This window comes from Burkholderia sp. F1 (assembly GCF_050813845.1).
Classification (GTDB): Bacteria; Pseudomonadota; Gammaproteobacteria; order Burkholderiales; family Burkholderiaceae; genus Burkholderia; species Burkholderia ubonensis.
On the sequence record NZ_CP172421.1, the window covers coordinates 2,314,237 to 2,334,851 of the forward strand.

The window sequence follows — 20,615 nt, forward strand, 5'->3', positions numbered from 1 at the left end:
AGTTTGTTCACCAGATTAGACGCCGGCAAACCGGCCGGGACCGGCTAGCGCCCGTGTTCGGAAAGCGTATGGTCTTCGTGTGATTCCGCGGGCGCGCCGTCGAGCGGCATCGCGCCGTCAAGGTGTTCCGCAGAGGCGATTTCGGCGATGGCGGCGCGCAGCGCGTCCAGCCCTTGACCGGTGCGCGCGCTCAAAAAGACGCGCGAAATATTACCATACTCGTCCCGCTCGACCGCGTTGCCGCGGGCCGCCAGCTCAGGCACGGCGTCGATCTTGTTGAATACCAGGACCTGCCGGATCGTGTCCGCGCCGATCTCGTGCAGCACACCATTGACCTGCTCGATCTGCTCGAGCCGCACCGCGCTCGACGCATCGACGACATGCAGCAGCAGATCCGCGTGGATCGTTTCCTCGAGCGTCGCGCGGAACGCCGCCACCAGCTGGTGCGGCAGCTCGCGTATGAACCCGACCGTGTCCGACACCACGATCTGGCCGATCTCGTCACCGAGATACACGCGCCGAGACGTCGTGTCGAGCGTCGCGAACAGCTGGTCGGCCGCGTACGCCTGCGCTTTCGTCAACGCATTGAACAGCGTCGACTTGCCTGCGTTCGTGTAGCCGACGAGCGAGACCGACATCGTGCCGCTGCGCGCCCGCTGGCGACGCTGCGTGCTGTGCTGGCGGCGCAGCCGGTCGAGGCGCGACTTCAGCATCTTGATGCGCTCGCCGATCAGCCGGCGGTCGGTTTCGAGCTGGGTTTCGCCGGGGCCGCGCAGGCCGATACCCCCCTTTTGCCGCTCGAGGTGGGTCCACGCGCGGATCAGCCGGGTCGACAGGTATTGCAGTTGAGCGAGCTCGACCTGCAGCTTGCCTTCGTGGCTGCGCGCGCGCTGCGCGAAGATGTCGAGGATGAGACTCGTGCGGTCGACGACCCGCCTGTTAAGCGCGCGCTCCAGATTGCGCTGCTGGGCCGGCGCCAATGCGTGATTGAAGATGACGATGTCGACGTCGTTGGCTTCGCAGGCGAGCCGCAGCTCTTCGGCCTTGCCGCTGCCGACGAACATCGCGGCATCGGGGCTGGCACGGCGGCCGGTCAGGGTGACGGCGGGATGCGCACCCGCGCTGGATGCGAGAAGACTGAGTTCTTCGAGACTGGCCTCGAAATCGGTCTTGCCGAAATCGATGCCGACGAGCGCTGCGTTGATCAAATTGTCAGGTGTCAAGATTTGGCGGCTGGCATCGGTCGCACGCGGCGACCGGATGCCGGCCGCTGCGATAGGTTAGGACGAGGCTTCCGCGTCCGGGTGGAAGTTCACCGGGCGCGCCGGAACGACCGTCGAGATGGCATGCTTGTAGACCATCTGGGTCACCGTATTACGGAGCAACACGACGTACTGGTCGAACGATTCGATGTTCCCTTGGAGCTTGATGCCGTTGACGAGATAAATCGAAACGGGAACGTGCTCCTTGCGCAGTGCGTTCAAAAACGGGTCTTGTAACAATTGCCCTTTGTTGCTCATGGCGTACTCCATCTTGTTTTGCAGGTTGATCTGGATTGGCGACGAAGAAAAAGAGATCCGGCGCCAATCGCTACACTATAGCCGATTTTGCGTGCCCCGCCCGGGCCTAGGCCATGCGGCCTACCCCTTGCGGGACGTGCGTTCAGCTCTTGTCCGCGTACGGGTTGTGCGACGAACGGAACTCTATGCGCAATGGAGTCCCGGTCAGGGAGAAAGTTTCGCGGAAACGGTTCTCCAGGTAGCGCTTGTAGGTGTCGGTCACCGCATCGAGCGCATTGCCGTGGATCACGATGACCGGCGGATTCTGGCCGCCCTGGTGCGCGTAGCGCAGTTTCGGGCGCACCGGGCCGCGACGACGCGGCTGCTGGAACTCGACCGCCTCGATCAGCGCGCGCGTGAGCTTCGGCGTCGGCAGCTTCGCCATCGCCGCGCCGTACGCGTCGTCGACCGAGCGCATCAGCGGGCCGATGCCGGTCTTTTCCGCTGCGGAAATGAAGTGGAATTTCGCGAACTCGAGGAATTTCAGCTTGCGGGTCAAATCCGCTTTCGTGCGCTCGCGCACGTGCGGGTCGAGACCGTCCCACTTGTTCACGCCGACCACCAGCGCGCGCCCTTGCTCAACGACGAACCCGGCGATGTGCGCGTCCTGGTCTGAAATGTCCTGGCGTGCATCCAGCAGAAGAATGACGACATTCGCATCGGCAATCGACTGCAGCGTTTTCACGACCGAGAATTTCTCGATCGCTTCGAACACCTTGCCGCGGCGGCGCAGGCCGGCCGTGTCGATCAGCGTATAAGGCTTGCCGTTGCGCTCGAAATCGACGTAGATCGAATCGCGCGTCGTGCCGGGCATGTCGAACGCGATCACGCGATCCTCGCCGATCAGCGTGTTGACGAGGGTCGACTTGCCGACGTTCGGCCGGCCGACGATCGCGATCTTGGTCCCGCGCGACGCCTTGTCCTCGTCTTCCTCTTCCGGCTGACCCGCGTAAGCGACCCCGAGCGCCTCGTTGATCATCTCGGTCACGCCGTCGCCGTGCGCGGCCGAGATCGCGCGCGGATCGCCAAGCCCGAGCTCGTAGAAGTCCGCCGCGACGGCCGTGTACTTCATCCCCTCGGACTTGTTGACGACGAGGAAGATCGGCCGGCCGGTCTTGCGCAGGTAGTCGGCGATCGACTTGTCCTGCGGCGCGAGCCCGTTGCGGCCGTCGACGATGAACACGACGACGTCGGCCTCCTCGACCGCCTGCCGCGTCTGGCGCGCCATCTCGTGCAGGATGCCGTCCTTCGCGACCGGCTCGAAGCCGCCCGTGTCGACGACGAGGTACGGCCGCTCGCCGACCCGCCCTTCGCCATAGTGGCGATCGCGCGTCAGGCCCGGCAAGTCGGCTACCAGCGCATCGCGCGAACGCGTGAGCCGGTTGAACAGCGTGGATTTCCCCACATTGGGGCGCCCAACAAGGGCAATGACCGGTTTCATCTGTGTTGTCTACGGTGAGGCGCAGCAGCGGGAGGCCCGCTGCTGCGGGCGGCTGCGCTGAATGAAAATATCACGAATTCGCGCCGCGTCGGATGCGCGCGCCCGGCGCGCGACGCGCGCCGTCCATCTTTCGTCTCGTACTGCCTTCCAAATACCGAACGGCCGGGAGCACCCGGCCGCCTTCATGTGATGCGCGGCGCACCGTGCGGCGAACCGCCGCGGGCGCCCGCGCGCCGTCGCGTCAGCGCGGACGGAAGCCGTACAGCCCGCCGTCGTTCGTCTGCACGACGAGCGTGTTGCCCGCGAGGACCGGCGCCGCCGTGATCGGGCTGCCGTCGGTCTTCATCCGTGCGATGAACGTGCCGTCTTCGCGCGACAGGAAATGCACGTAACCCTTGTAGTCGCCCATCACGACTGCATGGCCAAGCAGGTACGGCACGCTGACGTCGCGGCTCTTCAGCTTGGTGTTGCGCCACAGCTCGTTGCCGCTCGCCGCGTCGTACGCGGTGACGACCGACCAGTCGTCGCCGCCCGCGACCACCGAGTCGTCCTGCGCGATGCCGCTGCGGCTCGAGAACGCCTTCTCCCACACCGGGCGGCCCGAGTTCGCATCGAAGCAGCCGAGCTGCCCCTGGAACGTCACTGCGCAGGCTTGCGCGCCGACGAGCGTCGGCGGACCGCTGACGTCGTTGATCCGCTCGACTTCCGTCACGCCTTTCGGAAACGACACCGGCGTCTGCCAGTACGGTTCGCCCGTCTGCAGGTTGATCGCGACGAGGCCGCCGCCCGGGAAGCCCGCGAGCACCGCGGCGTCGCCCGCGAACGTCATGCCAGCCGACACGCGCAGGTTCAGCGGCACCGCGCGGTTGCGGTAGTTCCACTTCTGTTCGCCGGTTTGCGCGGAGAACGCGATCACCTGGCCGTCGATCGTGCGGACGATCACGAGGCCGTTGCCGACGAGCGGCGGCGAGAAAATCTCGCCCTGCACGCTCGCCTTCCACAGCAGCTTGCCGTCCTGGCCGAGCACGAACACGCCGCCCTTCAGCGCGCCGACCGCGGTCAGGTTGCCGTCGCTGCCGACGCCCGCCGACAGGTCCGAGTCGAGCTTGGTGCGCCAGATTCGCTGACCGGTCTTTGCATCGATCTTCTCGACCGAGCCGTTTTCGCCGGCCGCGAAGACCGCGTCACCCACCGCCACCGGCGAGAACAGGTAGCGACCGCCCTTGCCGACGCTCGACGACCAGACCTGTTGCACGTCGAGGGCGGATTTGAACTCGGTCAGCGGCGTCGGCACGCGACGCGCGTCCTTCGTCGACGAGCAGGCCCCCAGTGCCAGGACGGCCGCCGCGCAGGCAACGGGCACAGCGTAACGTTTCAGCAAATTCATCGGTTAGCGAAGCAAAGTTAAGAGGTTGAGGGAGCCGTGGCTCAGCTGCCCAGCGCGTCCAGCTTGAACTGCACGAGCTGGCGCGCTGACATGTCTTCCTTCGGCAGGCCGTCGAGCGCGAGCCTGTACGCGGCGCGCGCATCGTCCGCCTTGCCTTGCGCGGCGAGCAAATCGCCGCGGCGATCGGCCACGAGGCCCTTGAATGCATCGATCGGCGTACCGGACAGCAGCGCGAGCCCCGCGTCGTACGCCTTCTCGTCGAGCAGCAGCGACGCGAGGCGCAGCTTCGCGATCTGCTTGTACTCGTCGTCCTTCGCGTGATCGACCGCCCACTGCAGCTGCGTCTTCGCGCCCGCGGCGTCGCCCGCCGCGTACAGCACCTTCGCGGCCGCAAGCGCCGTCATCTGCGCATACGGGGTGCCGCTGTACTTGTCTTCCATGTCGGCGGCAGCGCGGGCCATCGTCGCCTTGTCGTTCGACGCGGCGGCCTTCTGCACCTGCTCGTACAGCCCGGATGCCTGCGCGGCCTGGCGACGCTGCCAGAAATTCCAGCCGTTGAAGCCGGCCGCGACAACGAGCGCCGCGAGGACGATCCACGTGGTGAGGTTGCCCCAGCGGGCCCACCACGCCTTGAGGCTTTCAATCGATTCTTGTTCGTCGTGGTAACTCATCGGCGAGCGATTCCTTCCTGTTCAGGCCTTTCTTGTCGAGCGAATGCCAGCGCGATCAGTCGTCGCCGTCTTCGGCGGATGCAACCATCGCATTGATTAGGAATTCGGTCAAGCTTTCGACCGGTACGGTCTGCTGAGCGTTCTTTTCCCCTTCCTCGCCCGTGCCGCGCAGCGCTTTCACGCCCGCCGTGCCGTTCGCGATCTCTTCTTCGCCGAAGATCACCGCGAACGCGGCGCCGCTCGCATCGGCGCGCTTCATCTGCGACTTGAAGCTCGCCGGCGCGCCGTCGGCGCTGCAGTGGAAGATCACGTCGAGGCCCGTGTCGCGCAGACGCTCGGCGGCGATGAACGCCTGCTCGCGCGCCGCCTCGCCCTGGTGCACGACGTACACGTCGACACCGTCCTGCTCGGGCACGAGCTGCTCTTCCTTCAGCAACTCGAGAATGCGCTCGACACCCATCGCCCAGCCGCACGCGGCGGTCGGCTTGCCGCCGAGCTGCTCGATCAGCGGATCATAGCGGCCGCCGGCCGCGACCGTGCCCTGCGCGCCAAGCTTGTCGGTGACCCACTCGAACACGGTCAGGTTGTAGTAGTCGAGGCCGCGCACGAGACGCGGGTTGATCGTGAACGGAATGTTGTTCGCCTTCAGCAGGCGCTGCAGCCCTTCGAAGTGCGCGCGCGAGTGGTCGCCGAGGAAATCGATCAGCTTCGGCGCGTTCTGTACGATCTCCTGCAGCGCCGGGTTCTTCGTGTCGAGCACGCGCAGCGGGTTCGTATACAGGCGGCGCTGCGCATCGGCGTCGAGCGCGTCGACGTGCTGCTCGAGATACTTGATCAGCTCGACGCGGTGCGCCGCGCGCTCTTCCGCGAGGCCCAGCGAGTTGATCTCGAGCTTGATGCCGGTCAGGCCGAGGTCGTCCCACAGGCGCTGGCACATCATGATGATTTCCGCGTCCGCATCCGGGCCCGCGAAGCCGAGGGCTTCGACGCCGACCTGGTGGAACTGGCGATAGCGGCCGCGCTGCGGACGCTCGTGACGGAACATCGGGCCGATGTACCACAGGCGCTTCGGGCCGTCGTACAGCATGTTGTGCTCGATCGCCGCGCGCACGACGGCGGCGGTGTTCTCCGGACGCATCGTCAGGTGCTCGCCGTTCAGCGCGTCGGTGAAGCTGTACATCTCCTTCTCGACGATGTCCGTGACTTCACCGATGCCGCGCGTGAAGAGCTGCGTGTGCTCGACGATCGGCGTGCGGATGTTCTGGTAGCCGTAAGCGCGCAGCAGCGACTTCACGGTGGCTTCGAAGAACTCCCAAAGGCCGGCATCCTGCGGGAGGATGTCGTTCATGCCCTTGACGCCGGCGAGCTTCTCGATCTTGCGTTTCTGTTCAGTCATCGTGTCTGTTACGAATTAGTTCTGGGCCGCCGCGCGGCCGTAGTTGCGTTCGACGTAGTCGCTGACGATCTGCTGGAATTCCTCGGCGATGCGCTCGCCGCGCAGCGTCCTGACCTTCTCGCCGTCGATGAAGACGGGCGCGGCCGGGTTCTCGCCCGAACCCGGCAGGCTGATGCCGATGTTCGCGTGCTTCGATTCGCCCGGGCCGTTGACGATGCAGCCCATCACCGCGACGTTCATCGTCTCGACGCCCGGATACTCCTTGCGCCAGGCCGGCATCTGCTCGCGCAGGTAGGTCTGGATCTGCATCGCAAGTTCCTGGAACAGCGTGCTCGTCGTGCGGCCGCAGCCCGGGCACGCGATCACCATCGGCGCGAACGAACGCAGGCCCATCGTCTGCAGGATCTCCTGGCCGACCACCACTTCGCCGGTGCGCGATGCGCCCGGCTCCGGCGTCAGCGAGATGCGGATCGTGTCGCCGATCCCTTCCTGCAGCAGCACGCCAAGCGCCGCCGTCGACGCGACGATGCCCTTCGAGCCCATGCCCGCCTCGGTCAGCCCGAGGTGCAGCGCGAAGCCGCAGCGGCGCGCGAGCTCGCGGTAGACGGCGATCAGGTCCTGCACGCCGCTGACCTTGCACGACAGCACGATGCGGTCACGGCCGAGGCCCAGTTCGACCGCGCGCTCCGCCGAGCCGATCGCGGACTGGATCAGCGCTTCGTACATCACGCTCTGCGCATCCCACGGCTGCGCGCGCGCGCCGTTCTCGTCCATCATGCGCGCAAGCAGGTCCTGGTCGAGGCTGCCCCAGTTCACGCCGATCCGCACCGGCTTGTCGTACTTGATCGCCGCCTCGATCATCTGCGCGAACTGCGTGTCGCGCTTCGCGCCCTGGCCGACGTTGCCGGGGTTGATCCGGTACTTCGACAGCGCCTCCGCGCAGCCCGGATGGTCGCGCAGCAGCAGGTGGCCGTTGTAATGGAAGTCGCCGACGAGCGGCACCGTCACGCCCATCCGGTCGAGCTGCTCGCGGATTGCCGGCACGGCCGCCGCCGCCTCGGGCGTGTTGACCGTGATGCGCACGAGTTCGGAGCCCGCGTTCGCGAGTTCCTTGATCTGGATGGCCGTGCCGATCGCGTCCGCGGTGTCGGTATTCGTCATCGACTGCACGCGCACCGGCGAATCACCGCCGATCGTCACCAGCGTTCCGCCCCAGCGGACATTCACCGCATGCGATACGCGGCGCGGCGCATGCCCGCCGAACACCGGCTCGGTTGAACAAATCTGACTGCTGCGTGGGGATTGAGCTTCGGATTGCATCGATAGATCCATTTACGCCGAATGCGCCGCGACGCGGCGCATGAATTGAAAAAGCGCCGTGCCTTCAGGGTCTGTCGACACTCATCACAGACCTTCGCCACGGCGCTTGCCGTCAGGGCAACGTGAACCGCGCCACGTTACCCCGCGCTGCCGAATATTTTGCCGGATCGACCGGTTTGCCGTCGAACGCGATCGCGTCGAGGCCCGCCTTGTTGCCGATCGTGACCTTGAACGGGCCGTCGCCCGCGACCTGCTTCGCGTCGCCGCCGCGCACCAGCCCCGAGAACAGCTCCTTGCCGCTCTTGTCGCGCACGCTGAACCAGCTATCCTGCTTGACCTTCAGCTCGACCATCGACTGGCCGGCCGCGACCACGACGCTCGCCGGCTGGGCCGCGGCCGCCACGACGGCGCTGGCCGCCGGCGCAGCCGCCGCGGGCTGCGACACCGGCTCGGCTGCGGCCGGCACGGCGGAAGCCATGACTTGCGGCGCGACTGCCGATGCGACCACCTGCGACGCCACTGCCGGCGCCGACGCCTCGACTGCGGTCGAGACCGACGCGCCGCCCGCGCTCGCCGCTTCGGCGGTCGCCGCCGATGCTACCGACGCCGATGCGGCGGACGCGCCGCCCTGCACCGCGCCGCTCTTGAAACGCGCGAGCCAGTTCGACGAATCGCCGCCAGTGTGCCACATCGCCGCCGCGATCAGCGCGACGGCCGCCGCCGCCGTTCCCCACAGCCACGGCCGATGACGCGACGAGCCGCCGAGCGGAATCGACACGCGGCCGCGCGGCAGGTCCGTCCCCGACGACGCGGGCATCGACAGATCCACCTCCGGCTCGCCGCGCTCGCGGCGCAGCGCCTGCGCAAACGGTTCCGGATCGACGCCAAGCATCTTTGCGTAGCTGCGCACGACTCCGATCGCGAACGTCACTCCGGGCAGATGGCTGATATCACCCGACTCGAGCGCCCGCAGCTTCTGCGGCGCAACCTTGAGCCGCGCCGACACGTCGTCGACCGTCCAGCCCTTCGCCTCCCGAAGCTGCGCCAGCCGTCCCCCGACGGCCATCAGCGATTCCAGTCCAGCCGTTGCCGGCTTCGCGGCATTCGTCTCTGCGCCGTTTGACGGCTGCGGCTCACTCATCCTTGTCCTCGCGTCGATTCTTCTTCACTGGCGAGCGCACCCGGCTCCTGCCGGCGCGGCGCCCGCGCGTCGTCCATACCATGCGCGGCGCACGAGGCGCCGCGTCCGATCGCTATTCGCGTGTTTACCGCCAAAAAGTCCGGGCATCCCCAGCTAGGCGCCCCCGCCTAGGCGACCCCGTCAAACCGCCCGAACTTCGATTATTTTTCCTGCTGCGCCCGTGCGCTCGGCAAGGCGCGTGCGATCCTTCACCGCACCGGCCAGCTGGCCGCACGCGGCGTCGATGTCGTCGCCGCGCGTCTTGCGCACCGTCGTGACGACGCCCGCGTCGATGAGGATCTGTGCGAAACGCTTGATCTGCTCCGGCTTCGAACGAATGAGCCCCGACTCCGGAAACGGATTGAACGGGATCAGGTTGAACTTGCACGGGACGTCGCGCGTCACCGCCAGCAGTTCGCGTGCATGCGCTTCGGTATCGTTGACACCGTCGAGCATGCAGTATTCGAATGTGATGAAATCGCGCGGCGCCACCTTCAGGTAGCGCTGGCACGCGGCCATCAGCTCGCGAAGCGGGTGCTTCTTGTTGAGCGGCACGAGCATGTCGCGCAGCGCATCGTTCGGCGCGTGCAGCGACACGGCGAGCGCCACCGGCAGCTCGGCGCCGAGGCGGTCCATCATCGGCACCACGCCGGACGTCGACAGCGTGACGCGACGGCGCGACAGCCCGTACGCATTGTCGTCGAGCATCAGCCGCATCGCCGGCACGACCGCGCTGTAATTCAGCAGCGGCTCGCCCATGCCCATCATCACCACGTTGGTGACCACCCGTTCGGCCTTGCCGTTCGGACCCGGCGCGCGACCGAGCGACGCACGCAGCGCAAATTCGGCCATCCGCAGCTGACCGATGATTTCAGCCGTCGACAGATTGCGGGAAAAACCCTGCTTGCCCGTCGAGCAGAAGCGACAGTTCACCGCGCACCCCGCCTGCGACGACACGCACAGCGTGCCGCGCGTCTCTTCCGGGATGAACACGGTTTCGACCGCATTGCCGTTTCCGACGTCGATCAGCCACTTGCGCGTGCCGTCGGTGGAAACGTTGTCGCTGACGATATCCGGCATCACGATCGATGCGCGGCCCTTGAGCTTTTCCCTCAGGGACTTCGCGAGATCGGTCATGCCGTCGAAATCGCCGGCGTTGTATTGGTGGATCCAGCGCTGCAACTGCTTGGCGCGGAACGGCTTCTCGCCGAGGCTGCCGCAATACGCGACAAGGCCCTCGGCGTCGAAGTCGAGAAGATTGACGGAAGTTTCGCTCGTCATGATGTGCTGCCTTGCCGCGTGCGCTGAATCCTGCCTGCCTGAATGCTCAGCCAGTGCTTAGCGCGAGTAGACGTTCATTTCCGGGAAGAAGAACGCGACTTCGACGCTTGCCGTTTCCGGTGCGTCCGAGCCGTGCACCGCGTTCGCGTCGATGCTGTCGGCGAAGTCGGCGCGGATCGTGCCCTTTTCCGCCTTCTTCGGATCCGTCGCGCCCATCAGGTCGCGGTTCTTCAGGATCGCGCCTTCACCTTCCAGAACCTGGATCATCACCGGGCCCGAGATCATGAAATCGACGAGGTCCTTGAAGAACGGACGCGCTGCGTGGACTGCGTAGAACTTCTCTGCATCAGCGCGCGACAGGTGTGCCATGCGCGCTGCGATGACCTTCAGACCGGCGCCTTCGAAACGGCTGTAGATCTGGCCGATCACGTTCTTTGCCACCGCATCCGGCTTGATGATCGACAGGGTGCGCTCGATTGCCATAAAAACTCCAAGAAATTAAGAAGTTACACTTCCAAATGAATCCGCTATTGTAGCACGATCCCGTGTATCATTGTGATTGAACCCTTACACATATGAAAGGTTCCAAATCCGTATGTTTTGCGCCGCTCGGCCATTGAAACCTCCCGGCGCGGAACGTATCTTAGCCATAGCTGCTCCGGTTTGCTGCGCCGCACACCGCGCGCGCCGAACCGGCCCCGGACGCCCACGCGTTCAATGTTAGGAGAAACCATGAACGACTATCCGTACAATTTCGGCCGCGGCGGCTCCGTCAGCACCGTCGAGGTTCGCAACCGCGTGCTGCGGAACACGTATTGGCTGCTCGCGCTGTCGATGGTGCCGACGGTGCTGGGGGCCTGGGTCGGCGTCGCGACCGGCTTCTCGCTGTTCGCGGCCACCAGCCCGATGATGAGCCTCCTCGCATTCTTCGCGATCGCGTTCGGCTTCATGTTCGCGATCGAACGCACGAAGAACAGCGCGGCCGGCGTGTTCGTGCTGCTCGGCTTCACGTTCTTCATGGGCCTGATGCTGTCGCGCCTGCTCAGCTTCATCCTCGGTTTCTCGAACGGCCCGTCGCTGATCATGCTGGCCTTCGGCGGCACCGGCATCATCTTCGCGGCGATGGCGACGATCGCCACGGTCAGCAAGCGCGATTTCTCGGGCCTCGGCAAGTGGCTGTTCATGGGCGTGATCGTGATCCTGCTGGCGTCGGTCGCGAACATCTTCCTGCAACTGCCGGCGCTGATGCTGACCGTGTCGGTGCTCGCGATCGCAATCTTCTCCGCGTACATGCTGTTCGACGTCCAGCGCGTCGTGAACGGCGGCGAGACGAACTACATCAGCGCAACGCTCGCGATCTACCTCGACCTGTACAACGTGTTCACGAACCTGCTCGCCCTGCTCGGCATCTTTGGCGGCAACCGCAACTGACGTTCGCCGCACACCAGCAAAAAACCGGCCCTCGGGCCGGTTTTTTTACGTCTGCCTCCGGCGCGCTCAGTCGCGCTCGAACAGCGCGATCGATTCGACGTGCGACGTATGCGGGAACATGTTGACGACGCCCGCGCCCTTCAGCCGGTAGCCGGCCTCGTGCACGAGCAGGCCCGCGTCGCGCGCGAGCGTCGACGGGTTGCACGACACGTAGACGATCCGGCGCGGCAGCGGACCTTCGCCGCTCTGCGCGATGTCCGCGAGCGCCTTCGACACCGCGAGCGCGCCTTCGCGCGGCGGATCGATCAGGAACTTGTCGAATGCACCCAGCGCACGGATGTCGTCGCCGGTCACTTCGAACAGGTTCCGGCACGCGAACGTCGTATGCCCGTCGACGCCGTTCTCGCGCGCATTCGCGAGCGCGCGCGTCGTCAGCGTCTCGCTGCCTTCGATGCCCATCACCTCGCGTGCGAGGCGCGCGAGCGGCAGCGTGAAATTGCCGATCCCGCAGAACAGGTCGAGCACGCGATCGTCACGCGACGGCGCGAGCAGGCGCAGCGCGCGGCCGACCAGCACGCGGTTGATCTGATGGTTGACCTGCGTGAAGTCGGTCGGCTTGAACGGCATGCGGATGCCGAACTCGGGCAGCGTATAGTCGAGCGGCACGTCGAGCGGATAGAACGGCGTCACCGTGTCCGGGCCCTTCGGCTGCAGCCAGAACTGCACCTTGTGCTCGTCAGCGAACGCGCGCAGCAGCACTTCGTCGGCCGCGTTGATCGGCTCCAGCACGCGCAGCACGAGCGCCGTGACCTGCGAGCCGACCGCGAGCTCGATCTGCGGCATGCGATCGCGGATCGACAGCCCCTCGACCAGCCGGCGCAGCGGCACGAGCATCGCCGACACGTGCGGCGGCAGCACCTCGCAGCTCGTCATGTCGGCCACATAGCTGCTCTTCTTTTCGTGGAAGCCGACCAGCACGCCGCCCTTCTTCACGACGTTACGCACAGTCAGGCGCGCGCGGTAGCGGTAGCCCCACGACGGACCGTGGATCGGCGCGAACATCGTCTCCGCGCGAAGCTTCGCGAGATGCCACAGGTTGTCCTCGAGCACGCGCTGCTTGATCGCCACTTGCGCGCGCATGTCGAGATGCTGCATCGAACAGCCGCCGCAGGTGCCGAAGAACTTGCATTTCGGCTCCGTGCGCATCACGCTCGGGCGCAGAATATCGACAACCAGCGCCTGCTCGTAGCTCGGCTTGCGGCGGTAGCTCGAATAGGTCACGCGCTCGCCGGGCAGCGCGCCCTCGACGAAGATGACCTTGCCGGGCTCGCCGTCCTCGGTCGTCACGCGGCCGACACCGCGCGCTTCCATGTCGAGCGATTCGATCTCGAGAGCCGGGGCGCTATCGGGCGCGGCGGGCACGCTTTTCAATTTGCGCGCAGAAGTGGGGGCAGCTTCAGACACCAGCTTTTCCTGACAAACGTTGAAAGGCGAGATTGTAGACGAAGCACCGCCTCACCATGGGGATTCGACCATGCGACTGATCGACTGGAACATTCAATGGGGTCGGGACGCGGATGGCGTCGTCGACCTCCCCCGCACCCTTGCCGCCGCCCGCGGGCTCGGCGATTTCGACGTGCTGTGCCTCCAGGAAGTCACGCGCGGGTTCGGCGCGCTGGCCGGCCATCCCGGGCCGGACCAGTTCGCGGAGCTCGCCGCGCTGCTGCCCGGCTTCACGGTCGTCGAGGCGATCGGCGCCGACCTGCCGCCCACCGCGCCCGGCGCCGCGCGCCGCCAGTTCGGCAACGCGATCGCCAGCCGCCTGCCGGTCGGGCGCGTGATGCGCCGGCTGCTGCCGTGGCCGGCCGACGACGCCGCGCCGTCGATGCCGCGCGTCGCGCTCGAGGTCGAGCTGGCGACTGCGTCGGGCCCGCTGCGCGTGACCACCACTCACCTCGAATATTATTCCGCCCGACAGCGGCGTGCGCAGGTCGATGCGTTGCACGACCGGCATCGGGAAGCGTGCGCGCATGCGGACCGCCCCGCGCGCGCGGAGCACGCGGACAGCCCGTTCAGCGCGACCGCGCAGCCGCGCGACGCGATCGTCTGCGGCGACTTCAACAGCGCATACGACAGCGACGCGTATCGGCGCTTTCTCGAACCGATCGACGGCGCGCCGCGCTTCGTCGATGCGTGGGCGGCATTACACCCGGGCGTCGCGCCGCCGCCGACGGCCGGCGTCTACGACACCGTGCAATGGTCGGAGGGGCCGCTTGCGTGCGACTTCGTGTTCGTCACCGACACGCTGCTGCCGCGCGTCGCGCGCTGCGAGATCGACGGCGACCTGCGCGCATCCGATCACCAGCCGATCGTGCTCGAGCTGGATTGACGGCGCGCGCTACGCGTCGAATGCGGCGAGGTACTCGGCCCAGTGCGGCGCAAGCTCCTGAGCGAGTGCGTTCTTGACGAGCACGATCTCGTTCGCGTATTCGTCCGGCGTCAGGCCGCCGCGCATCAGCTGGAACCGGCAGTAGAGCAGATAGGTATTGACGACGTCGGTTTCGCAGTAGTTGCGGATCTCCTCGATCCGCCCTTCGCGAAACGCGGTCCAGACCTGGCTGCCGTCCATCCCGAGCTTGCCCGGGAACCCGCAGAGCTTCGCGAGCGCGTCGAGCGGCGCGTTCGCGCGCGCCTGATACATCGCGAGCAGATCCATCAGGTCGGTATGCCGCGAGTGATAGCGCGAGATGTAGTTGTTCCACTTGAAATCGCGGTCGTCCTCGCCGAGATCCCAGTAGCGCGTCGCGGGAACGCCGTGCACGAGCGCGCGGTAATGGAGCACCGGCAGGTCGAAGCCGCCGCCGTTCCACGACACGAGCTGCGGCGTGTATTTCTCGATCACGCGGTAGAACGACTGGATCAGCGCCGCCTCGCCGTCCTGCGGCGTGCCGAGCGAGCGCACGCGAAAGCCGTTGGCGTCGCGAAACACGCACGAGATCGCCGCGACGCGCTGCAGATGGTGCGGCAGGAAATCACTGCCGGTCTTCTCGCGGCGGGCGGCAAACGCGTGCTCGGCCACCGCGGCATCGTCGAGCGTCGCGGGCAGATCGTCGAGACGGCGAATGCCGTCGACATCGGGAATCGTCTCGATGTCAAAAACCAGAATCGGAGTCATCTTTACAGAACGGCGTCCTTGCGAACGCCATTGGAGGCGAAGAACCGCTTGAGGCGCACCAGCGCTTCCTGCTGGATCTGCCGCACACGCTCCCGCGTGAGCCCCATTTCGTCGGCGAGCTCCTCGAGCGTCGCCGGTTCGATGTGGTTCAGGCCGAAGCGACGTTCGATCACGTGCCGGTGCTTGTCGGACAGCCGCGACAGCCACGCGCGCGTGAGCGTTTCGAGCTCGCGGTGCTGCACTTCGGCGTCCGGCGACTGGCTCTGGTCGTCCGGCAGCAGATCGAGCAGGCTGCTCGCCGGGTCGAGATCGAGCGGCGCGTCGAGCGACGCTGTGTGCTCGTTCAGCGCGAGGATGTCGGTGACTTCCTCGGCGGTCTTGCCGGTCAGGTAGGCGATGTCGTCGATGCTGGCTTCGCGGCGCTCGGCCGCCTCGCCCGTCGACATCGAGTTCTTTTCGAGGTGGCGCTTCGCGCGCAGCACCTGGTTGAGTTCGCGGATCACGTGCACCGGCAGGCGCACGGTGCGGGCCTGATTCATGATCGCCCGCTCGATGCTCTGCCGGATCCACCACGTCGCATAGGTCGAGAAACGGAAGCCGCGCGTCGGGTCGAACTTCTCGATCGCGTGCATCAGGCCGAGATTGCCTTCCTCGATCAGGTCGAGCAGCGGCACGCCGCGATTCAGGTAACCCTTCGCGATGCTGACGACGAGCCGCAGATTGCGCTCGATCATCACCTGCCGCGCCTCGAATTCGCCAGCCTTCGCGAGGCGCGAATAGCGCTGCTCTTCCTCGACGGTCAACAGCGGCTTGACGCTGATGCGGTTCAGGTAATGCTGGATCGTGTCGGCGGTCAGCTCCGCCTGCAGCATCGCCCGGAAATCGTCCAGCTCGGGCGACGCTTCCGCGCCGCCTTCGCGCTCCTCGTCGCCGCCGTCCGCGTCGGCGTCGCGCGCCTCGAACTCGCGTTCGTTGTCCGCGACGTCCTCTTCGTCGTCCGTCGAAGCGCCAGCGCGCCCCACCGATGCTTGCGTGGCGCGACTGATGTTCTCAGACTCGGCTTGCGGCTCGTGGCGCTTCGATTTCGGCATGGTCGTCTCGGTTATTGAGGCGGCAAATACTTCAGCGGATCGACAGGTTTACCCTGACGGCGAACCTCGAAATGCAGCATCACGCGGTCGGCATCGCTATTACCCATCTCGGCGATCTTCTGCCCCTTCGTCACCGCGTCCCCCTCTTTTACCATCAAAGCGCGATTGTGTGCATATGCCGTGAGGTAAGTTGCATCGTGCTTGATGATAATGAGGTTGCCGTAGCCGCGCAGGCCGTTGCCCGCGTAGACGACGCGGCCGTCCGCCGCCGCCTTCACAGTCTCGCCTGACGCGCCGCCGATGTTGACGCCCTTGTTCTTCGCGTCGTCGAAATTGTTCAGCACCGGGCCGCGCGCGGGCCATGCGAACGTGACGGGGCCGCTCGGCGCCGCCGACGTGTCGCTCGACGCTGCCGCGGCAGCGGGCGGCGCAGCGGTGGCTGCCGACGCGCCGCGGGCCGGCGTGGCCGGGCCGCTGCTCAGCGGCGCGGTCGCGACGGCGCCGCCCGTGATGGGCGCGGCGCCCGGCGCAACGCCGGCGGCTGCCGCGCCGCCCGGCGGCGCGACGCGCAACAGCTGGTCGACTTCGATCTGATTCGGATTCGCCAGGTTGTTCCACGCGGCGATGTCGCGGTAGTTCTGTCCGTTCTCCAGCGCAATCCGGTACAGCGTATCGCCCGGCTTCACACGGTAGTAACCCGGAGGAGGCGGGCCGAGCGGAACCGCCGGCTGCGCAGCGGGCGTCGTGCCGAGCGAGCCGGAGCGGTCTACGACGGGCGCGTTGTCGAGCCGCGTCGCACAGGCGGCCAGTAGCGTGGTGAACGCGGCCACACAGATCGCGCGCTGGGCGAGCGTGAGCGGTTCCTTGGAACGTTTGTTTTGCATCGCGCGCAACATACTCATCGGTTTCAAATTACTCCGGATTTTAAAGGGACAAAGAAAACGCGATCAAGCCGCGACTCCCGCCACTGTGCGGGTGCGACACGCTCGACGAGCGTGAGCACCTGGGGCTGCCCGCTCTGCCCGCCGACCGGCGCGACGAGCCGTCCGCCGATCGTCAGCTGCTCGAGCAGTGCCTGCGGCACATCGAGCCCGGCCGCGGCGATCACGATCGCGTCGAACGGCGCCGCGGACGGCAGGCCCACGCGCCCGTCGCCGTAGTGGAGACGGATGTTCGGCACGCGCAGCGGCCGCAGGTTAAGCTTCGCGCGCTCGTAGAGCGGCTTGATGCGTTCAATCGAATACACGTCGCGCGCCACATGGCTCAGCACGGCGGCCTGGTAGCCGCAGCCAGTGCCGATTTCCAGCACGCGCTCCAGGGTGCGGCCGGCCATCGCGAGTTCAATCATCCGCGCGACGACCGACGGCTTCGAAATCGTCTGCTGGTGGCCGATCGGCAGCGCGGAATCCTCGTAGGCCTGCGTCGCGAGCCCGGGATCCACGAACAGGTGCCGCGGCACCGCCGCCATGGCCTCCAGCACGCGAGCGTCGGCGACGCCGTTTGCGCGTAGCCGTTCGACCATCCGTTCGCGCACGCGTTCAGACGTCAGCGCATGCGCGCCGGCGAGCGCGGCACTCTGCATTTGCATCGCGGGCTTGGAGGCGGCCTTCGGCGCCGCTGGTGTCGTGGCAGGCTTGCCGGCCGCCAGCCCAGGCGCGGGCGGTTTCGGCGCCGCCGGTTTGCGCGTGGCCGTTGCGGGTGTCGCAAGCTTGGGTGCGATCGGTTTCGGCACAGCAGCCGGCTTGGGCGCAGGCGCCGCGCCCGGCCTGGACGCGCCGGGCGGATCGGACGCCCGCGGCGTCGCCACCGCGCCGCCTCGCGCAGACGCGCCGGCCGACAACCGCTGGCGCGTGCCGTCGCCCGCCGCATGGCGCTCGCCTGCCCGGCCCTCGGCCTTGCGCGGTGCCCGCTTGAGATCTTCGAGCGCGAGCGGGAACCGCTTCGCGCGCTCGCCGCTCATGAAGCGCGCCCCCCGGCGCGCACCCAGTCGTGCGTCGCGGGCAGCATGTGCGTATGCGTGAGATCGAGCTGCAGCGGCGTGATCGACACGAAACCGTTTGCGACGGCATGGAAATCGGTGCCTTCGCTCGCATCCAGCGCCGCCCCTGCCGGCCCGATCCAGTAGATCGGCTCGCCGCGCGGGTTGGTCTGGCGGATCACCGGCTGAGACGGATGACGCTTGCCGAGGCGCGTGACCTTCCAGCCTTTCAACTCGTCGTAAGGCAGATTCGGGATGTTGACGTTCAGCAACGGCTGGCCCGGCAGCGGATGCGCGAGATAGTGCTGCACGATCTCGGCGGCGACGCGCGCGGCGTCGGCAAGATGCACCCAGTCCTTGTCGACCAGCGAGAACGCGATCGCGGGCACGCCGAACATGATGCCTTCGGTCGCCGCCGCAACTGTCCCCGAATAGAGCGTGTCCTCGCCCATGTTCTGGCCGTTGTTGATCCCCGACACGACGAGGTCCGGCTTCGTATCGAGCAGGCCGGTCAGCGCGATGTGCACCGAATCGGTCGGCGTGCCGTTCACATAGAAGAAACCCGTACTCGCGGAGCGCTGGATCGACAGCGGTCGCGACAAGGTCAGGGAATTCGATGCGCCGCTGCAGTTCTGCTCGGGCGCCGTCACCGTGAGCTCGGCCAGCGGCTGCAGCGCGTCGTGAAGCGCCGCGAGACCGGGGGCGAGATAGCCGTCGTCGTTGCTGAGTAGAATTCGCATGCGGCGATTGTAACCGAGGAAAGATGGCGCGAGAGCGACAGTCCGGCCCGCGCAAACACGTGCTCGCGCGGCCGGTGCCGCCGCATTGCGCGGCGGCCTTCCCGGTCAGATCGCGCCGGCTTCGCGCAGCGCCGCGATCGCCTGCGCGTCATAGCCGAGACCGCGCAGCACCTCGTCGGTATGCTCGCCGAGCTCGGGCCCGAGCCAGCGCGTTTCGCCCGGCGTGCCGGACAGTTTCGGCGTGACGTTCGGCAGCGGAATGTCGGTGCCGTCGGCGAGCTTGAAGCGCTGGATCATCTGCCGCGCGACGAACTGCGGATCGGTGAACATGTCGGCTACGCTGTAGATCCGCCCGGCCGGCACGTCCGCCGCGTTGAGCACCGCGAGCGCTTCGTCGATCGTGCGCGGCGCGAGCCACGCGGCGATCGCGTCGTCGATCTCCTGCGTGCGCGGCACGCGCCCGTCGTTGCGCGCGAGCGCCGGATCGTCGGCGAGGTCGTCGCGTTCGATCGCCTTCATCAGCCGCTTGAAGATCGGGTCGCTGTTGCCGCCGATCACGATGCTGCCGTCGCGGCACGCGTAGGTGTTCGACGGCACGATGCCCGGCAGCGACGCGCCGGTGCGCTCGCGCACCATCCCGTACACGCCGTATTCCGGCACGACGCTTTCCATCATGTTGAACACCGCTTCGTACAGCGCGACGTCGACCACCTGCCCCGCGCCGCCGTTCATGTTGCGATGATGCAGCGCCATCATCGCGCCGATCACGCCATGCAGCGCGGCGATCGAATCGCCGATCGAGATGCCGATGCGCGGCGGCGGCAAGTCGGGGTAGCCGGTGATGTGGCGCAGCCCGCCCATCGATTCGGCGATCGCGCCGAAGCCGGGCCGGTCGCGATACGGGCCGGTCTGCCCGTAGCCGGACAGGCGCACCATCACGAGGCCGGGGTTCTCGGCCGACAGCACGTCGTAGCCGAGCCCGAGCTTCTCGAGCAGGCCCGGACGGAAATTCTCGATCACGATGTCCGCGTCGCGCGCGAGCTGACGCGCGATCGTCTTGCCGGCGTCCGATTTCAGGTTGAGCGTGACCGATTTCTTGTTGCGCGCCTGAACCGACCACCACAGCGACGTGCCGCCCGTCTCCGGATGCAGCTTGCGCCACTTGCGCAGCGGATCGCCGCCGTTCGGATCCTCGATCTTGATGACTTCCGCGCCGAATTCGGCAAAGAGCCGCGACGCGAACGGCCCGGCGATCAGCGTACCGAATTCGAGCACTTTGACGCCCGCGAGCGGGCCCTGGCTGGCGCTCATGTGTCTCCCTGGCATGAGGAACGGCGCCGCCGGATCGGCGGCGGCCGTAGCGTTACATCGTGCGGCGGTCGAGCATCGCGCGCGCGATCGTGCCCGCGTCGACGTATTCCAGCTCCCCGCCGACCGGCACGCCGCGCGCGAGACGCGTCACCGCGAGCCCGCGCGCCTTCAGCGTCTGGCCGAGATAGTGGGCGGTGGCCTCGCCTTCGTTCGTGAAGTTGGTCGCGAGCACGACCTCCTTGACGATGCCGTCGGACGCGCGCCGCACCAGCCGGTCGAAATGGATTTCCTTCGGGCCGATGCCGTCGAGCGGGCTCAACCGCCCCATCAGCACGAAATACAGCCCGCGATAGGTCATCGTCTGTTCGAGCATGATCTGGTCGGCCGGCGTCTCGACGACGCACAGCAGTGTCGGATCACGCTCCGTATCGCTGCAGACCTCGCAGATCTGCGCCTCCGTGAACGTATTGCACTTTTCGCAGTGCTGCAGATGCTCGGTCGCGAACAGCAGCGAACGGCCGAGCCGCTCCGCCCCCTCCCGATCGTGCTGCATCAGGTGGTACGCCATGCGTTGCGCGGATTTCGGCCCGACCCCGGGCAGCACGCGCAGTGCTTCGACGAGGGCGGACAAGGCGGACGGCTGTTTCATACGTC

20 protein-coding genes are annotated in these 20,615 nt (G+C 66.8%); 2 read left to right on the plus strand and 18 right to left on the minus strand.

What is annotated here, in order from left to right; all coding sequences use genetic code 11:
- Positions 1–44 precede the first annotated feature (44 nt).
- From hflX to ndk, 10 genes are all read right to left on the minus strand, one after another.
- Positions 45–1,208 (minus strand): GTPase HflX, encoded by a 1,164-nt coding sequence (hflX, locus tag ACFIMZ_RS10880; protein WP_431822479.1) that lies wholly within the window; start codon positions 1,206–1,208, stop codon positions 45–47.
- Positions 1,209–1,280: 72 nt separating this feature from the next.
- A complete protein-coding gene (gene hfq / locus ACFIMZ_RS10885; protein ID WP_006399927.1) occupies positions 1,281–1,520 on the minus strand; it encodes an RNA chaperone Hfq in 240 nt (79 codons plus the stop codon).
- A 142-nt stretch (positions 1,521–1,662) separates the two neighbouring features.
- Positions 1,663–3,000: a ribosome biogenesis GTPase Der gene (gene der, locus ACFIMZ_RS10890; RefSeq protein WP_431819528.1), complete on the minus strand. Its 1,338-nt coding sequence runs from the start codon at positions 2,998–3,000 to the stop codon at positions 1,663–1,665.
- A gap of 241 nt (positions 3,001–3,241) precedes the next feature.
- The gene (gene bamB, locus ACFIMZ_RS10895) at positions 3,242–4,387 is read right to left on the minus strand and encodes an outer membrane protein assembly factor BamB (protein ID WP_431819529.1); all 1,146 of its coding nucleotides are present in this window, start codon (positions 4,385–4,387) and stop codon (positions 3,242–3,244) included.
- Between the two features lie 41 nt (positions 4,388–4,428).
- Entirely contained in the window at positions 4,429–5,058 is a 630-nt protein-coding gene (locus ACFIMZ_RS10900) for a tetratricopeptide repeat protein (RefSeq protein WP_431819530.1), read from the minus strand.
- Positions 5,059–5,113: 55 nt separating this feature from the next.
- The gene (gene hisS / locus ACFIMZ_RS10905) at positions 5,114–6,454 is read right to left on the minus strand and encodes a histidine--tRNA ligase (RefSeq protein ID WP_431819531.1); all 1,341 of its coding nucleotides are present in this window, start codon (positions 6,452–6,454) and stop codon (positions 5,114–5,116) included.
- Positions 6,455–6,469: 15 nt separating this feature from the next.
- Entirely contained in the window at positions 6,470–7,774 is a 1,305-nt protein-coding gene (gene ispG / locus ACFIMZ_RS10910; protein ID WP_431819532.1) for a flavodoxin-dependent (E)-4-hydroxy-3-methylbut-2-enyl-diphosphate synthase, read from the minus strand.
- 112 nt (positions 7,775–7,886) lie between these two features.
- Positions 7,887–8,915 carry a helix-turn-helix domain-containing protein gene (locus ACFIMZ_RS10915; protein ID WP_431819533.1) on the minus strand — a complete coding sequence of 343 codons (1,029 nt, stop codon included), beginning with the start codon at positions 8,913–8,915 and terminating at the stop codon, positions 7,887–7,889.
- A gap of 180 nt (positions 8,916–9,095) precedes the next feature.
- Positions 9,096–10,235 carry a 23S rRNA (adenine(2503)-C(2))-methyltransferase RlmN gene (gene rlmN / locus ACFIMZ_RS10920; RefSeq protein WP_095402975.1) on the minus strand — a complete coding sequence of 380 codons (1,140 nt, stop codon included), beginning with the start codon at positions 10,233–10,235 and terminating at the stop codon, positions 9,096–9,098.
- Between the two features lie 57 nt (positions 10,236–10,292).
- A complete protein-coding gene (gene ndk, locus ACFIMZ_RS10925; RefSeq protein WP_059611461.1) occupies positions 10,293–10,718 on the minus strand; it encodes a nucleoside-diphosphate kinase in 426 nt (141 codons plus the stop codon).
- 249 nt (positions 10,719–10,967) lie between these two features.
- Between ndk and ACFIMZ_RS10930 the strand changes: the two genes are divergently transcribed.
- Complete coding sequence (locus ACFIMZ_RS10930) at positions 10,968–11,666, plus strand: Bax inhibitor-1/YccA family protein (RefSeq protein WP_010092245.1); 699 nt, start codon at positions 10,968–10,970, stop codon at positions 11,664–11,666.
- 66 nt (positions 11,667–11,732) lie between these two features.
- Here ACFIMZ_RS10930 and rlmD read toward each other — a convergent pair whose 3' ends face one another.
- On the minus strand, positions 11,733–13,130 hold the full coding sequence (gene rlmD, locus ACFIMZ_RS10935; protein ID WP_431819534.1) for a 23S rRNA (uracil(1939)-C(5))-methyltransferase RlmD: 1,398 nt from the start codon (positions 13,128–13,130) through the stop codon (positions 11,733–11,735).
- Between the two features lie 70 nt (positions 13,131–13,200).
- Between rlmD and ACFIMZ_RS10940 the strand changes: the two genes are divergently transcribed.
- The gene (locus ACFIMZ_RS10940; RefSeq protein ID WP_431819535.1) at positions 13,201–14,055 is read left to right on the plus strand and encodes an endonuclease/exonuclease/phosphatase family protein; all 855 of its coding nucleotides are present in this window, start codon (positions 13,201–13,203) and stop codon (positions 14,053–14,055) included.
- 9 nt (positions 14,056–14,064) lie between these two features.
- Here the strand turns inward: ACFIMZ_RS10940 and ACFIMZ_RS10945 are convergent, their stop codons facing one another.
- The 7 genes from ACFIMZ_RS10945 to recR form a co-directional block, all read right to left on the minus strand.
- Positions 14,065–14,841: a 3'-5' exonuclease gene (locus tag ACFIMZ_RS10945; protein WP_431819536.1), complete on the minus strand. Its 777-nt coding sequence runs from the start codon at positions 14,839–14,841 to the stop codon at positions 14,065–14,067.
- A gap of 2 nt (positions 14,842–14,843) precedes the next feature.
- A complete protein-coding gene (gene rpoS / locus ACFIMZ_RS10950) occupies positions 14,844–15,932 on the minus strand; it encodes an RNA polymerase sigma factor RpoS (protein ID WP_431819537.1) in 1,089 nt (362 codons plus the stop codon).
- A gap of 11 nt (positions 15,933–15,943) precedes the next feature.
- Entirely contained in the window at positions 15,944–16,834 is an 891-nt protein-coding gene (locus ACFIMZ_RS10955; RefSeq protein ID WP_431819538.1) for a peptidoglycan DD-metalloendopeptidase family protein, read from the minus strand.
- A 5-nt stretch (positions 16,835–16,839) separates the two neighbouring features.
- Entirely contained in the window at positions 16,840–17,892 is a 1,053-nt protein-coding gene (locus ACFIMZ_RS10960) for a protein-L-isoaspartate(D-aspartate) O-methyltransferase (RefSeq protein ID WP_431819539.1), read from the minus strand.
- Positions 17,889–18,650 carry a 5'/3'-nucleotidase SurE gene (surE, locus tag ACFIMZ_RS10965; RefSeq protein WP_431819540.1) on the minus strand — a complete coding sequence of 254 codons (762 nt, stop codon included), beginning with the start codon at positions 18,648–18,650 and terminating at the stop codon, positions 17,889–17,891. The genes ACFIMZ_RS10960 and surE overlap by 4 nt, the downstream gene beginning before the upstream one ends.
- 105 nt (positions 18,651–18,755) lie before the next feature.
- The gene (locus tag ACFIMZ_RS10970; RefSeq protein WP_431819541.1) at positions 18,756–19,961 is read right to left on the minus strand and encodes a CaiB/BaiF CoA transferase family protein; all 1,206 of its coding nucleotides are present in this window, start codon (positions 19,959–19,961) and stop codon (positions 18,756–18,758) included.
- Positions 19,962–20,013: 52 nt separating this feature from the next.
- Positions 20,014–20,610: a recombination mediator RecR gene (gene recR / locus ACFIMZ_RS10975; RefSeq protein WP_010092235.1), complete on the minus strand. Its 597-nt coding sequence runs from the start codon at positions 20,608–20,610 to the stop codon at positions 20,014–20,016.
- Positions 20,611–20,615 lie beyond the last annotated feature (5 nt).

What these genes read in the sequence shown, in the direction of transcription:
- hfq (WP_006399927.1), bottom strand. Translation starts at nt 1,520, where the DNA reads ATGAGCAACAAAGGGCAATTGTTACAAGACCCGTTTTTGAACGCACTG.
- der (WP_431819528.1), bottom strand. Translation starts at nt 3,000, where the DNA reads ATGAAACCGGTCATTGCCCTTGTTGGGCGCCCCAATGTGGGGAAATCC.
- bamB (WP_431819529.1), bottom strand. Translation starts at nt 4,387, where the DNA reads ATGAATTTGCTGAAACGTTACGCTGTGCCCGTTGCCTGCGCGGCGGCC.
- ACFIMZ_RS10900 (WP_431819530.1), bottom strand. Translation starts at nt 5,058, where the DNA reads ATGAGTTACCACGACGAACAAGAATCGATTGAAAGCCTCAAGGCGTGG.
- hisS (WP_431819531.1), bottom strand. Translation starts at nt 6,454, where the DNA reads ATGACTGAACAGAAACGCAAGATCGAGAAGCTCGCCGGCGTCAAGGGC.
- ispG (WP_431819532.1), bottom strand. Translation starts at nt 7,774, where the DNA reads ATGCAATCCGAAGCTCAATCCCCACGCAGCAGTCAGATTTGTTCAACC.
- ACFIMZ_RS10915 (WP_431819533.1), bottom strand. Translation starts at nt 8,915, where the DNA reads ATGAGTGAGCCGCAGCCGTCAAACGGCGCAGAGACGAATGCCGCGAAG.
- rlmN (WP_095402975.1), bottom strand. Translation starts at nt 10,235, where the DNA reads ATGACGAGCGAAACTTCCGTCAATCTTCTCGACTTCGACGCCGAGGGC.
- ndk (WP_059611461.1), bottom strand. Translation starts at nt 10,718, where the DNA reads ATGGCAATCGAGCGCACCCTGTCGATCATCAAGCCGGATGCGGTGGCA.
- ACFIMZ_RS10930 (WP_010092245.1), top strand. Translation starts at nt 10,968, where the DNA reads ATGAACGACTATCCGTACAATTTCGGCCGCGGCGGCTCCGTCAGCACC.
- ACFIMZ_RS10940 (WP_431819535.1), top strand. Translation starts at nt 13,201, where the DNA reads ATGCGACTGATCGACTGGAACATTCAATGGGGTCGGGACGCGGATGGC.
- ACFIMZ_RS10945 (WP_431819536.1), bottom strand. Translation starts at nt 14,841, where the DNA reads ATGACTCCGATTCTGGTTTTTGACATCGAGACGATTCCCGATGTCGAC.
- rpoS (WP_431819537.1), bottom strand. Translation starts at nt 15,932, where the DNA reads ATGCCGAAATCGAAGCGCCACGAGCCGCAAGCCGAGTCTGAGAACATC.
- ACFIMZ_RS10955 (WP_431819538.1), bottom strand. Translation starts at nt 16,834, where the DNA reads ATGAGTATGTTGCGCGCGATGCAAAACAAACGTTCCAAGGAACCGCTC.
- ACFIMZ_RS10960 (WP_431819539.1), bottom strand. Translation starts at nt 17,892, where the DNA reads ATGAGCGGCGAGCGCGCGAAGCGGTTCCCGCTCGCGCTCGAAGATCTC.
- surE (WP_431819540.1), bottom strand. Translation starts at nt 18,650, where the DNA reads ATGCGAATTCTACTCAGCAACGACGACGGCTATCTCGCCCCCGGTCTC.
- ACFIMZ_RS10970 (WP_431819541.1), bottom strand. Translation starts at nt 19,961, where the DNA reads ATGAGCGCCAGCCAGGGCCCGCTCGCGGGCGTCAAAGTGCTCGAATTC.
- recR (WP_010092235.1), bottom strand. Translation starts at nt 20,610, where the DNA reads ATGAAACAGCCGTCCGCCTTGTCCGCCCTCGTCGAAGCACTGCGCGTG.